This is a genomic window from uncultured Psychroserpens sp. (genome assembly GCF_947503375.1).
In the GTDB taxonomy this organism is placed as follows: domain Bacteria; phylum Bacteroidota; class Bacteroidia; order Flavobacteriales; family Flavobacteriaceae; genus Psychroserpens.
Window position 1 is genome coordinate 77,024 of the sequence record NZ_CANNDQ010000004.1, and the last position, 13,816, is coordinate 90,839.

Sequence of the window (13,816 nt, forward strand, 5' to 3'; positions counted from 1 at the left end):
AAGAATTTTACTAATGTGCAGGTTAATTAAAACCTGTACATACTAGTAAAAATGATTAGCGCAATATGTTGTTAAGTGCTAACTCAAGGTTGTGAAAGTTAAAATGAAATCCAGAATCTTCTACTTTTTTTGAGCTTACTCTTTGGCTTTCAAACAATAAAATGTGCATCTCTCCAAGAATTAACTTCATCATAAATCTTGGAATATTAGGAAGAAGTAGTGGCCTGTTTAAAACTTTGGCTACAGCTCTTGTTAGTTCTTTATTAGTCACAGGATTTGGTGCTACAGCATTGTAGATTCCTTCATAGTGATGCTCAATTGCAGCAATGAACAATTTCGCAAGATCATCTAGATGTATCCATGATTGCCACTGTTTACCACTTCCAAAAGCAGCTCCAACACCAAAGCGTATTGGTTTACTTATCTCTGGTAAAGCGCCTCCTTTTTCAGATAAGACCAATCCTATTCTAATTTTGGTAACTATTAATCCTAAACTTGAAAATTCATCTACTGCTGTTTCCCATTTTTGAACAACCCTTCCAAGAAAAGAGTTGGATAAGTCAGTTGCGTTTTCAAAGTAGTAATTAGTTAACGAATCTTCATATATTCCAATAGCACTTGCGGAAACAATTTGCTTGATTTTCAAATCATTTGCTTTAATTGTGTCTCTTAGTAACTTAGCAGTTTGAGTTCTACTATTTATAATTTCCTTTTTATATGCTTCGGTCCAGCGTTTAGAAATTGTAGCTCCAACTAGATTGATTATAGCATCAACCCCTTCAAAGCACTTGACATCTATTTCATTTTGCTTTGGATTCCAATAAAACCCTTTGTAGTTCTCTGTAGAGCTTAATTTGGTTTTTGAAGTAGTCAAATAATGAACTATCCATTGCTTTTTATGACAATGCTCAACAATTTCCTGACCGATTAGTCCTGTAGCTCCAGTAATTAATATCCGCTTCATAATAACTCAAAGTTACTGAAACTGGGTTTTAGCAACTAGATATTTAGCAAGGGTTTAACGTTTAGTTTAAGGCTTCAAAGCCCTTAACATTTCTCGCTTGCCAGGAGGACCTTCAAGACGTTCAACTTTAAAACCTACAGATTGCATGGCACGTCTCACGCTTCCTTTAGCAGAATAAGTCACTAAAATACCACTACGTTTTAGTGCTTCAAACATGGTTTTAAACATAGCTTCTGTCCAAAGTTCTGGTTGAACTCTAGGACCAAACGCATCAAAATAAATAATATCAAACTCATTAAAATTAGTTATGTTTTTAAATCGTTTATTTTGTTTGATCAATTTAAAACCTTTTTCTATTTCTACTGAATTTTCCCAACCAGTATCATGAAGCTTTGTAAGCAGTTGCGAATCTATCTTTAATTGCTCATTATAATTTAATTGTTCTATTTCCGCTTTAGAGACTGGAAATGCTTCCACTCCAACATAGTTGATACCCGTTAGTTTTTTATAATTCATTAAGGTAAGTAAGGCATTTAGCCCAGTACCGAAACCTACTTCTAAAATTGAAAGTGGTTGCTTTTTATTTAACGCAATCTCATTAAAATAAAAAAGCAAACCATGTTTAATGTAGACATGGTTTGCTTCTTGAATTGCTCCGTGAACAGAGTGATACTGTTCGTTCCATTCTTCTATTTGAATGGTTTTTGAACCATCAGCTGTGGTAATGATCTTCCGCTGCAAAACTATTCTGTTTTCAACAAAACACCATCAGCTTCAAAAGAATATGTTTTTTTAGGTTCAGTAATTTTTGCAATTTCTTCAGCAGATTGCCCAGCATCTTCAGCATAATGACGTTGTTCATCTACTGGAACCTCATTTACAAATGCTTTACCATTAATAACTACTTCTTTACCAGCAATATCTTTTGGCATAAAGAAACCATAGTCTTTAAATTTAACCATGATTTGCTCTCCGTTTTCAAGATTTAATTTCATCCAGCAACCTTTTGCTTGACATACCTCATCAACTTTTGCCATTATTTTAGTATTCACAGAATCTCCTACAGTCATTTTTTCATAATGAACGGCCATTCTTTTTGCAGATAATGCATCGGCATCATTAATTTCTTTACCAAAAGATTCGTATGATGTTTCTTGTTTTAGAGTTGTATCTGCTATATCTACTTTATCCTCTTTAGCTTCATTTTTGCAAGAAAACATTATAGTTACCGCAATAAATAATATAAAAATATGCTTCATGATTTTATGTATATGTGATTAAAATTTGAAGCTATAAAGATACGCATTTTTTAGGTAAATTTTATGTTTTTTATACAGCTTAAATTGAGTAGTTTTGCAAAACATAATACATTATGATGACTAAAATTTCAACTTACGCAATCGATATAGTAAAATCTGAAAACACTAAAATTAACGAGGTGGATTTCAATAATCTTGTTTTTGGAAGAACCTTTACCGATCACATGTTTTATTGTGATTATATAGACGGAGAATGGCAGCAACCCAAGATCGTTCCTTATGGCCCAATGACTATTGATCCATCTGCAAGAGTGTTTCATTATGGACAGGCTGTTTTTGAAGGGATGAAAGCCTATAAAGATGAGGATGACAACGTTTTTTTGTTCAGGCCAGATGAAAATTTCAAACGTATAAATAAATCTGCTTCGAGATTAGCCATTCCTAAATTCCCTGAACACTATTTTTTTGAAGGGCTTTATACATTATTAAATTTAGATCGTGATTGGATAAAGACAGGTAAAGGGAACTCATTATACATAAGACCATTTGTTATTGCAACAGAGTCGGCTATTTCAGCTTCTCCTGCAAATTCATATCGTTTTATGATAATTTGCTCACCTGCAAAAGCATATTACACAGATAGAGTTAGAGTTTTATTTGCTGAAAAATATAGCAGGTCTGCAGATGGAGGTGTTGGGTTTGCAAAAGCTGCAGGAAATTATGCAGCACAGTTTTATCCAACGGGCTTAGCACAGAAGAAAGGGTTTCAACAAATTATATGGACAGATGCTAATTCGCATAAATATTTGGAAGAAGCAGGTACTATGAACATTTTCTTTAGGATAAATGACACTTTGATAACTGCACCAAACAATGACCGAATCTTAGATGGAGTAACTCGAAAGAGTGTTATACAATTAGCTAAAGACCTGAATATAAAATGTGAGGTAAGGCGTGTTAGTGTTGATGAGATTAAGGAAGCTTCAAAAAATGGCTCGCTAAAAGAGATTTTCGGTGCTGGGACTGCAGCAGTAATAAGTCCGATTTCCGCTTTTGAGCATGCTGGAAGTGTCTTTGAAATCTCTGAAGTTGACGATTCTTATGCCATACTTTTCAAAACTAAACTATTAAACATACAACACAATCTTACAGATGATAAGCATGGTTGGAGATATGAAGTAAAATAAAAAAAAGAAGCCTTTCGGCTTCTTTTTTTTTATGATTCAAGAATTTCTTTAATATGTGGTTTAAAATAATTGGGACCTTTTAGCACTTTACCATCTTCTCTGTAAATGGGCTCCCCATCATTGCCTAACTTACTCATATTGCTACGCTGTATTTCATCAAAAACTTCTTCAATCTTATGTTGTAAACCATGTTCAATTATGGTACCACATAAAATATACAACATATCTCCAAGTGCATCGGCTACTTCAACTAAGTCATTTTCATTAGCTGCTTCAAGATATTCTTCGTTTTCTTCACGCATTAACTTGTAACGTAGCATATTCTTTTCTAAACCTAAATCGGCCTTAGGTGTTTCCCTATGCCCTATTTTAAATGCAGTATGAAATGCTTTTACAGCCTCAATTTTATTTTTCATATGGAATTATTTTACGATAAATCTCTAGTATTACTCTGTAATTAATACATAATTTTATATTACTATTATTTCGAAATTCAAGAAAACATTAACTAGATTTTAAAGATTAATGTATTTAGTTTAATTATTTTTGCATAAAAATAGCTATATGTTTAGTAATGGTCAATGGATTTTTGGAATTTTATTCGCGATTGTTTTCGCGGTAATTATTTTTATGGCCTACAAAAAAGATTTTAAATTACATCAAAAGTATTACAAAGGCAGTGTTTGGATTTTAATTGCTTTCGTTTCTTTCATTTTAATGATTTCTGCTATCAAATATATCTTCGTATAATTATTTCGAAGACGTTTCTCTCTCTTTTTACATTAATATAATCCGTTGTTTGTAGCTAATTAAGCAACAATGATGACATTCTGTGCATTTTAAGATGTAATGTAAACAAAAGTCATGATAGTAGTTTTCTTAATTCTTACGTTAATCGTAATTAACTTTCTCCTTTTGAAGTTTAGTAGCAACAAATACAAGAGTTAAAATAAAAAATGAAGGGTCTCGAGAAGCCTTATAAAATAACTAATAAGGCAAAATTGATTATATTTGATTACCTAATCAAAAAATAATCAAAATCATGAAAGCGCTCAAGTACATTTTATTTTTAATCCTAATACTCATCATAGGTTTGGCAATTTATATTGCTGTTCAGCCAAATTCTTTTGAAGTAAAACGAACAAAAACTATAAATGCGCCTTCAGCAGTTATTTATGAAAATATAATAGATCTTAAAAACTGGGAAGCTTGGTCATCTTGGGTTGAAGCTGATCCAGATATGAAAATAACATTAGGAGAACAAACTAAAGGTATTAATGGTTCTTATAAGTGGGAAGATAAAGATGGTGTTGGTAAAATGAAAATTGTCGATGCTACGCCTTATACATCAATTAAACAGGAAATGCAGTTTGCTGAATTTCCAAAATCTGATATATCTTGGGATTTAGCATCTAATGAGGATGGATCTACAGATGTGACTTGGACGATTAATGGGAAAGATCTTCCTTTCGGATTTAAAGCGTTCTCAGTTCTCTCAGGTGGTATGGAAAAGCAAATCGGTCCACACTATGAAAGAAGTTTAGAAAAGCTAGATAGTATTGTTGTTACAGACATGAAAAAATATAGTATCACCGTTGATGGTATCACCAAACATAGTGGTGGGTTTTACCTGTATAATACAACCTCTTGTAAAATGTCTGATTTCAAAGAAAAAATGCAAGAAATGATGCCTAAAATTGGTGCTTATGCAATAACAAATAATATAACAATGGCTGGAAATCCCTTTGTTATCTATCATAAATGGGATACCGAAAATGACGCTGTTATTTTCTCGTGCTGCATCCCAACAACTACAAAAGTAATAACAACCGAATCAGATGTGTTAACAGGTCAATTAGAACCATTTAAAGCTGTAAAAACAGTATTAAAAGGTGATTATGAAAATCTTGCTGAAGCTTGGACTAAAGCTATGGCCTATATTGAAGAAAACAACCTAGAGCAACCAGAGACAGGACCAGCTATAGAATCTTATCTAACAGATCCAATGAATACACCTAATCCTGCAAATTGGATTACTGAGATTTATTTAGCTGTTAACTAATGATAAAGCAACTTGTATTAGTATTTCTTGGTGGTGGCGTTGGCAGTGCTTTACGTTTTATCTTAGGAAAGTATTTCAACAGTTCTGAAAATGGGATTCCATATGGCACTTTCGCTACCAACATTATTGGTAGTCTTTTAATTGGAATTATTCTTGGTTTGGCTTCAAAAAACGATTCGTTGACCACTAATCAAACACTATTACTTGCTACTGGTTTTTGTGGTGGTTTTACAACCTTTTCAACATTTGCATACGAAAACCATGTATTTCTAAAATCTGGTGATTTTACCTCTTTTGCTATTTATACCATTGCTAGTTTTATAATTGGATTTTTAGCAGTTTTCTTTGGTATGCATATTGTAAAATAAAGCTTAATGCTTTTTATAAGCCTTTACGCCAGCTTTAATTTCTAAGGCCAAATAATTATCTCTTGGTACTATTGGACATGAATACACTTCATTATAAGCACAATATGGGTTGTATGCACTGTTAAAATCGATTTCAATGCTATCTCCATCTGGAATTCGTAAGTCTATATAACGACCACCTCCATAGCTCTCCGCTCCATTGGTATCGTCTAAAAATGGTAAGAACAAATAATCTTCATAACCTTCAAGATCCATTGTTTCTTTACCTTGATAGACATTCAACTGAAATGTCTTTCCTTTTAATTGAAAAGTTAAAACTCCAAAAATACGCTCTGGTGAAACACGACTGGTTGTTGTTTTCATGTTGAACCATTCAGTATTTGGCGTTCGCTCTAAACTTGCAGTAACCACATACGTTGAATCAAACTTGAAAAAATCTAAGCCAGTAAATGTTTTTAGATCTTTTGCTTTTAAAGGCGATTTGGTTGCATCTTTATATTCGGCATTAAGATTTTTTTGAAATTGAGTCTCTCCCGAAACAGGCGTTTTTTCTTGAGCACAACTTAACGTGCAGATCAATAATACGATCAAAGCGTAAGATTTCATAATTATCAATTTGAAATCCAAAAATACAACTTAAAGATATTTTTTATAGATTTGAATATTAATAATAAGCGAATCATGCTAAACTTCGTCGTAACATATACAAAAAGACAGACCTCTTTTTTAAAGAGTCGGACTTACTATATGCTATGATAATATAAATATTTAACCAATCAATCATAAAAAGTCCGACGATATCGTCGGACTTTTTACATTTATACAACAGTCAAAATGAAAACAATAATCAATCATTACAAAGCATCTTTTGAAGGCCTTTCAAAGGAAATTTGGTACCTCTCTTTAATTACATTAATTAATAGAGCTGGTACTATGGTTATTCCTTTTTTATCACTGTACCTTACAAAAAGTCTTGACTTCAGCAAAGATGATGCTGGTTGGATTTTAGCATGTTTTGGAATAGGTTCTGTAATTGGCGGCTGGCTTGGAGGAAAATTGACAGACAAAATTGGATACTATAAAGTAATGATTATTAGCCTTTTTATTACGGGCATAAATTTTATTATTCTACAATATATCACCTCTTTCATAGGCTTATGTCTTGCTATTTTATTTCTAATGATAATTGCTGACTCCTTTCGTCCTGCCGTTTATGTTTCAATAAAGGCATATAGCAAGCCAAAAAACCAAACGAGATCGTTAGCTTTACTAAGATTGGCAATAAATATTGGAATGGGAATCGGACCTACCATTGCTGGTTTGATTATTGTCATGGAAGGCTATGATTTATTATTCTGGATTGATGGCCTAACATGTATTTTTGCAGTATTACTTTTTAAATACTTAGTCAAATCTCCAGAGAAAGTAATTCAAGAAACAAAGGCTGATGATACCAAAAAAGATTTAAATATTGTATACAAAGACTTTACCTATTGGATTTTCATTGCGATTTGTTTCTTTATGGGAATGGCTTTTATGCAATTAATTGTTACAATGCCAGTATATTATAATGAAATCTTCGGGCTAGATGAATTTAAAATTAGTTTAATCCTTGTTATTAATATTGTTATTATCATTCTTTTTGAAATGCCTTTGATTAGTTTTTTAGAAAAAACCAATATTTCTATAACAACCTATATTCTTACCGCTTCATTACTTATGAGTTTAAGCTTCTTAGTGTTATATGAAAATTATTGGATTGGAATTCTAATTTTAAGCATGATCATAATTACTTTGGGTGAAATGTTAGGGTTTCCATATACGAATAAGTTTGCTCTAAGTAGAACTAAAGAGGGTGTTGAAGGAAGCTACATGGCACTGTATGCCATCGCTTTTTCATTATCACATATATTTAGTCCGAAAATTGGACTAAATATCGTTGAAAACTATGGATACCAAGTAAACTGGCTTTTAACTTGTGCTTATGGCATTATAGGAGTTATACTATCTCTATGGCTTCAAAAACGAATAAAAAGCAACCCAAAATGAATCTAAATCAAATTACCATTCCATCCCTTGATGTCGAAAAAGCATCGAGGTTTTACAAAACATTAGGATTACAGCTTATTGTTGAAGCATTACCTCGTTACGTTCGCTTTGAATGTCCAGATGGTAATGCTACATTTTCAATTCATAAAGTAAATACATTACCAAAAGGTCAAGGCATTACTATATATTTTGAAGACGACAATCTAGATACATTGGTAAACACACTTCAGCAAAAAGGAATTATATTTACATCATTACCAGAAGATAAATCATGGCTTTGGCGTGAAGCGCATTTAAATGATATAGATGGCAACCATATAATCTTATTTAAAGCTGGTGAAAATAGAAAAAATCCTCCATGGCGCATTAACTAAATATACATAAATGAAACACCTAGTATTTTTATTGATTTTTACATTTTTGATTAGCTGCAATAGTAATACGGAAAATGATATACCTAAAGCTGTCATAAATGAAGTTCAAAAGGACCAAAAAAAGTTTCCAGAGCTTAAACCAAATCGTTACAATGTGGCATTTTTAATTATGAATGGTGTTTACAATACCGAATTAACTGCACCTTTTGACATCTTTCAACATACTATTTTTAGAGATAGTATCAAACCAATGAATGTATTTACAGTAGCAAATACTAGTCACCCCATAGTTACTTTTGAAGGAATGCGTATTTTACCAGATTTCAATTATGTTAAAGATAGTCTACCAAAGATCGACATTCTAGTAGTACCAAGTGCAGAACACCACTTAGATACAGATCTGGAAGACTCTACAATGATTAACTTCGTAAAACAAGTAGATCAAGAAGCTCAATTCGTTACTTCGCATTGCGATGGTGCGTTTGTATTAGCGAAGGCTGGATTACTAGATAATTCTGTAGCTACCACTTTTCCAAGTGACATAGATACAATGCGTGAACGTTTTCCAAATTTAGACATAAGAAAAGAGGTTCTTTTCGTACATGATGGTAAATACATCACTTCAGCTGGAGGTGCAAAATCATTTGAAGCTGCTTTTATCTGTGCGAATATCTTTACGGTAAGGCAATTGCTAAACGTCTTGCAAAAGGATTAGTAATAGATTGGGAATTAGAAAATATTCCGCATTTGATCATTGAAAAATAACACTACTTCAATGGTTTAACTTCGTTGTGCTTTATAACATGAGACAATACTATTTGTGTTTTGGTTTCACCATAGACTATTAATTGATCAATAAAAGATTCTAAGTGTTTTTGATTTTTCAAAACGACTTCCATTACTATATTTTCATTACCTGTAATGCGATAACAATTAATAACCTCATCGTATGTTTTTACTTTTTCTAAAAACGGCTTCAACATGCCCATAAAAGCACGAAGTGTAATTAATGCTTTTAATTGATATCCAACTTCAAAAGGAGATACTAAAGCATTATAATTTTGAATAATACCAGCGTCTTCCATTTTTTTAATACGCTCAGATACCGCAGGAGAACTTATCCCAACTTGTCGCCCAATTTCTGCATTAGACTGACGAGCGTTTGTTTGTAGACATTTCAAAATCTTCCAATTAAGATGATCTATATTCATTTAAAGAAACAAACTAATATACGTTAATAGTTAAATCAAATATACATTTTTACTTTAATATCTAAAGCATAATTTCATTACTTGTCACTAATTTTGTTACAATTGCTATTAAAAAATGAATTATAATATCCCATCTCATTTATCTGAACTGCCTATATATAAAAAGGCTATAGATATTCTTGTGCTTTCAAGAAGTATATCAAGCTATATTAGTCAAGATCTATCCTATTTAAGACCAGATGGTAAGGAAGACACTCATATCTATTTTTCTGGAGATATCATTCAACAATCGGAATCTTTAGCTCCTGAAATTGAAAAAGCGCAAGCAGAGCGTTTTTCAGAAAAAAAACACAAGCATATTGCTTCGTTAGAGCGCTTGATACATCGTTTGCATCTTAACTGTAATCGTCTGCAACATTGTAATAGTAATGGAAAAGATTATCTACCAATACTACAAGGGGAACTTAAAAAGTTTAAGCGTTTACAACGCAGTTGGATGTTAACTTTATAAGTTATCAAACCTAGAAGATTGCTCGATAGACTTTGGAGAAACGATATAACTATCGGCCAAAAAGTATTTTTCTGATTTAATAATCCTTGACAACCAATCTAAATGATTTTTTGATTGTCGCTTAAAGTTGTAATTTAAAGTAGCTTCCATAATTCATACATTTTCGTTCGTAAACTTGAGTGGTATAAAATTACATTTGGAAACTTCAACTTCTGCTAATCAAAATTTAAATTAGTTAAATCGTAACATTTTTCCTTTCATCTGTATTGACTTGCAAAATTTAACGATAAAACTCAATATAAATTACAAATCATTGAAAATCAATATTTTGAAATTTTAATTTTCAGTAGCATTCAATTGCAATACCTCGAAAACACTGTGTTTTTTGCTAATAAATGTGTGATGCATTAGGATTACATATTTCTACGGTACTGACCACCTACTTCAAATAGTGCAGATGTGATTTGACCAAGAGAGCATATCTTACATACATCCATTAAAGCTTCAAAGATATTTTCATTATTGATAGCCCTGTGTTGTAACTCTTTCAATAATGCTTTAGTATCATTTGCTTTGTGCAAGTTTTCTAATGTTTTAATTTGAAATTGTTTTTCCTCCTCGGTAGCCCTGATTACTTCTGCAGGAATTACTGTAGGTGAGCCTTTACTACTTAAAAATGTATTAACACCTATAATAGGAAATTGTCCGTTATGCTTTAATGTTTCATAGTATAGACTCTCCTCTTGGATTTTACTACGCTGATACATGGTTTCCATAGCGCCGAGTACACCACCACGCTCAGTGATACGATCAAATTCCATCAAAACAGCCTCTTCAACTAAATCCGTTAATTCTTCAATAATAAATGACCCTTGAATTGGATTCTCATTTTTAGCTAAACCTAATTCTTTATTTATAATTAACTGGATTGCCATTGCACGACGAACAGACTCTTCTGTAGGTGTGGTAATGGCTTCATCGTAAGCATTAGTATGTAATGAATTACAATTGTCATAAATGGCGTATAACGCTTGTAATGTGGTACGTATATCATTGAAATCTATTTCTTGAGCGTGAAGACTTCTACCAGAAGTTTGAATATGGTATTTCAACATTTGCGCTCTAGGATTTGCTCCATACTTATTTTTCATAGCTTTAGACCATATCTTACGGGCTACTCTACCTATGACTGCATATTCTGGATCAATCCCATTTGAGAAAAAGAACGATAAATTAGGTCCAAATTTATTGATATCCATACCTCTTGAGAGGTAATACTCAACATAAGTAAATCCATTTGCTAATGTAAATGCAAGCTGAGAAATTGGATTTGCGCCTGCTTCAGCTATATGATATCCAGAAATAGATACCGAATAAAAGTTACGCACATTATTTTCAATAAAGTACTCTTGCACATCACCCATTAAACGCAATGCAAATTCTGTAGAGAATATACAGGTATTTTGAGCTTGGTCTTCTTTTAATATATCTGCCTGAACCGTCCCTCGAACCTGAGCTATTGTATTCGTTTTTATTGTTTTATATACATCATCAGGTAGCACCTGATCTCCAGTAACACCTAAAAGCATGAGTCCTAGCCCATCATTTCCTTCAGGTAATTTACCATTATAGATTGGACGCTCTTTATCTTTATATATTTTATCAATTTTAGACTCAACTTCTTTTTCTAGTCCATTTGCTTTAATGTAGATCTCACATTGTTGGTCTATGGCAGCATTCATAAAAAAGCCTAATAACATAGGTGCTGGACCATTGATGGTCATACTTACCGAAGTCATCACATCAGCCAAGTTAAAACCAGAGTATAATTTTTTAGCGTCATCTAAACAACATATAGACACACCTGCATTACCTATTTTACCGTAAATATCAGGTCTGTGATCTGGATCATTTCCGTAAAGTGTAACACTATCAAATGCTGTTGATAAACGTTTAGCCGGCAAGCCCATACTTACATAATGAAAACGACGATTGGTACGCTCTGGACCACCTTCTCCTGCAAACATACGTGCAGGATCTTCACCTGTACGTTTAAATGGATATAATCCAGAGGTATATGGAAATTCTCCAGGTACGTTTTCTTGTAGTGTCCATCTTAAAACATCGCCCCAAGCTTGATATTTTGGCAATGCAACTTTTGGAATTTGCGTATGTGACAAAGACTCGGTATGAGTCTCAATTTTAATTTCTTTATCGCGAACTTTAAATGTGTAAATCGGATTTTTATATTTATTGACTTTCTCATCCCACCCAGTAATCACTTCCCAATTGTATGGATCTAGGTTTAGTTTTACCCGATCGAATTCACCAACAAGTAATTTCAAAAAGTCTTTGTTTTCAGAAGACGCTATCGATTTTGAATCGATTCCAGCTTTATCAAGTTCTGGTGTTTTACCAACAACAGACTCTATTGTTTTATAAATCCCATAAAGTTTTTGAGCCACATCTACTTGTTCATTTACAGTTTTATCATAAGCACGATTGTTCTCGGCAATCTCAGACAAATAACGAGTTCTTGAAGGTGGAATAACAAATATCTTTTCACTCATTTCATCTGAAATATGGAATGTAGAATTCAAGTCTGTATTTGTTTTCTCTACAAGTTTGTCCATTATGGCTTTGTAGAGTGTATTCATTCCTGGGTCGTTAAACTGAGAAGCAATTGTTCCAAAAACCGGGAGTTCTTCTTGAGGTGTATCCCAAAGGTTATTATTACGCATATATTGTTTTTTAACATCGCGTAATGCGTCTAACGAACCTCTTTTATCAAATTTGTTAATTGCGACAAGATCAGCAAAATCAAGCATATCAATCTTTTCAAGCTGAGTTGCAGCGCCAAATTCTGGTGTCATAACATAGAGAGAAACATCACTATGCTCAATAATTTCTGTATCGGATTGTCCTATTCCAGAAGTTTCCAGAATAATCAAGTCGAACTCAGCAGCTTTAAGCACTTCAACTGCTTCATTAACATATTTTGATAATGCAAGATTAGATTGACGTGTTGCCAAACTACGCATGTATACTCTAGGAGAATTAATGGCATTCATACGAATTCTGTCACCTAATAAAGCACCTCCAGTTTTTCGCTTTGAAGGGTCTACAGAAATAATTCCAATTGTTTTCTCTGGAAAATCAATTAGAAATCGACGCACTAATTCGTCAACTAAACTCGATTTACCTGCACCTCCAGTTCCTGTAATACCCAAAACTGGAGTTTTACAATCCTTGTTCTTAGAATGTATCATATCTAGAGTGGCTTTTGCCACTTTGGGAAAGTTTTCAGCAGAAGAAATAACACGTGCTATAGCCCTAGGATTCTTTTCTGGAAGCATATCAAGTTCACCATTTAGAGCATCTCCAATTGCAAAATCAGATTTTTGCACCAAATCGTTTATCATTCCTTGTAATCCCATTTCTCGTCCATCATCTGGAGAATAGATACGATCAATACCGTAATCCATAAGTTCTTTTATCTCAGATGGCAAGATAACTCCTCCTCCTCCTCCAAAAATCTTGATGTGTCCAGCGCCTTTTTCTTCGAGTAAATCATGCATGTATTTGAAATACTCATTATGGCCACCTTGGTATGAAGTTAAGCAAATGGCATTTACGTCTTCTTGAATAGCAGTATTCACGACCTCCTCGACACTACGATCATGACCTAAGTGAATCACTTCTACACCAGTAGCTTGGATGATTCTACGCATGATATTGATAGAGGCATCGTGACCATCAAATAATGATGCTGCTGTTACAATTCTAACTTTATGTTTCGGGTTATATGGTGCGACTTGCTTCATTCGTAAT

Annotated in this window: 14 protein-coding genes and 1 pseudogene; 7 read left to right on the plus strand and 8 right to left on the minus strand. The window is 33.1% G+C overall.

What is annotated here, in order from left to right; genetic code table 11:
- Positions 1–55: 55 nt before the first annotated feature.
- The 3 genes from Q0876_RS08085 to Q0876_RS08095 all read right to left on the minus strand — a co-directional run bounded on the left by Q0876_RS08085 (position 56) and on the right by Q0876_RS08095 (position 2,223).
- On the minus strand, positions 56–964 hold the full coding sequence (locus Q0876_RS08085; protein WP_299226044.1) for a TIGR01777 family oxidoreductase: 909 nt from the start codon (positions 962–964) through the stop codon (positions 56–58).
- A 66-nt stretch (positions 965–1,030) separates the two neighbouring features.
- Complete coding sequence (gene mnmD, locus Q0876_RS08090) at positions 1,031–1,705, minus strand: tRNA (5-methylaminomethyl-2-thiouridine)(34)-methyltransferase MnmD (RefSeq protein ID WP_299226047.1); 675 nt, start codon at positions 1,703–1,705, stop codon at positions 1,031–1,033.
- Between the two features lie 2 nt (positions 1,706–1,707).
- Positions 1,708–2,223: a DUF4920 domain-containing protein gene (locus Q0876_RS08095; protein ID WP_299226049.1), complete on the minus strand. Its 516-nt coding sequence runs from the start codon at positions 2,221–2,223 to the stop codon at positions 1,708–1,710.
- A gap of 116 nt (positions 2,224–2,339) precedes the next feature.
- Here Q0876_RS08095 and Q0876_RS08100 point away from each other — a divergent pair, with 116 nt between their 5' ends.
- Complete coding sequence (locus tag Q0876_RS08100; protein ID WP_299226711.1) at positions 2,340–3,410, plus strand: branched-chain amino acid aminotransferase; 1,071 nt, start codon at positions 2,340–2,342, stop codon at positions 3,408–3,410.
- Between the two features lie 29 nt (positions 3,411–3,439).
- Here the strand turns inward: Q0876_RS08100 and Q0876_RS08105 are convergent, their stop codons facing one another.
- On the minus strand, positions 3,440–3,826 hold the full coding sequence (locus tag Q0876_RS08105; protein ID WP_299226052.1) for a nucleoside triphosphate pyrophosphohydrolase family protein: 387 nt from the start codon (positions 3,824–3,826) through the stop codon (positions 3,440–3,442).
- 626 nt (positions 3,827–4,452) lie between these two features.
- Here Q0876_RS08105 and Q0876_RS08115 point away from each other — a divergent pair.
- Together Q0876_RS08115 and crcB are read left to right on the plus strand one after the other, a co-directional pair.
- Complete coding sequence (locus tag Q0876_RS08115) at positions 4,453–5,472, plus strand: GyrI-like domain-containing protein (protein WP_299226056.1); 1,020 nt, start codon at positions 4,453–4,455, stop codon at positions 5,470–5,472.
- 2 nt (positions 5,473–5,474) lie between these two features.
- Complete coding sequence (crcB, locus tag Q0876_RS08120; protein ID WP_299226714.1) at positions 5,475–5,840, plus strand: fluoride efflux transporter CrcB; 366 nt, start codon at positions 5,475–5,477, stop codon at positions 5,838–5,840.
- A 3-nt stretch (positions 5,841–5,843) separates the two neighbouring features.
- Here crcB and Q0876_RS08125 read toward each other — a convergent pair whose 3' ends face one another.
- Positions 5,844–6,446 carry a DUF1684 domain-containing protein gene (locus Q0876_RS08125; protein WP_299226059.1) on the minus strand — a complete coding sequence of 201 codons (603 nt, stop codon included), beginning with the start codon at positions 6,444–6,446 and terminating at the stop codon, positions 5,844–5,846.
- 228 nt (positions 6,447–6,674) lie between these two features.
- Here Q0876_RS08125 and Q0876_RS08130 point away from each other — a divergent pair, with 228 nt between their 5' ends.
- The 3 genes and pseudogenes from Q0876_RS08130 to Q0876_RS08140 all read left to right on the plus strand — a co-directional run bounded on the left by Q0876_RS08130 (position 6,675) and on the right by Q0876_RS08140 (position 9,028).
- A complete protein-coding gene (locus Q0876_RS08130; RefSeq protein WP_299226062.1) occupies positions 6,675–7,889 on the plus strand; it encodes an MFS transporter in 1,215 nt (404 codons plus the stop codon).
- On the plus strand, positions 7,886–8,263 hold the full coding sequence (locus Q0876_RS08135) for a VOC family protein (protein ID WP_299226065.1): 378 nt from the start codon (positions 7,886–7,888) through the stop codon (positions 8,261–8,263). Before Q0876_RS08130 ends, Q0876_RS08135 begins: the two co-directional genes overlap by 4 nt.
- Positions 8,264–8,273: 10 nt before the next feature.
- Positions 8,274–9,028 (plus strand): annotated as a pseudogene (locus Q0876_RS08140) (DJ-1/PfpI family protein).
- Positions 9,029–9,030: 2 nt separating this feature from the next.
- On the opposite strand, the gene Q0876_RS08145 reads toward Q0876_RS08140, so the two are convergent.
- Complete coding sequence (locus tag Q0876_RS08145; RefSeq protein WP_299226068.1) at positions 9,031–9,474, minus strand: Lrp/AsnC family transcriptional regulator; 444 nt, start codon at positions 9,472–9,474, stop codon at positions 9,031–9,033.
- A gap of 115 nt (positions 9,475–9,589) precedes the next feature.
- Between Q0876_RS08145 and Q0876_RS08150 the strand changes: the two genes are divergently transcribed.
- Positions 9,590–9,985, plus strand: coding sequence for a hypothetical protein (locus Q0876_RS08150; RefSeq protein WP_299226071.1), 396 nt, complete (start codon positions 9,590–9,592; stop codon positions 9,983–9,985).
- Here the strand turns inward: Q0876_RS08150 and Q0876_RS08155 are convergent.
- Together Q0876_RS08155 and Q0876_RS08160 are read right to left on the minus strand one after the other, a co-directional pair.
- Positions 9,980–10,135, minus strand: coding sequence for a hypothetical protein (locus tag Q0876_RS08155; protein ID WP_299226074.1), 156 nt, complete (start codon positions 10,133–10,135; stop codon positions 9,980–9,982). The genes Q0876_RS08150 and Q0876_RS08155 overlap by 6 nt on opposite strands.
- Positions 10,136–10,398: 263 nt before the next feature.
- The gene (locus Q0876_RS08160) at positions 10,399–13,809 is read right to left on the minus strand and encodes a methylmalonyl-CoA mutase family protein (protein WP_299226077.1); all 3,411 of its coding nucleotides are present in this window, start codon (positions 13,807–13,809) and stop codon (positions 10,399–10,401) included.
- Between the last annotated feature and the right edge of the window lie 7 nt (positions 13,810–13,816).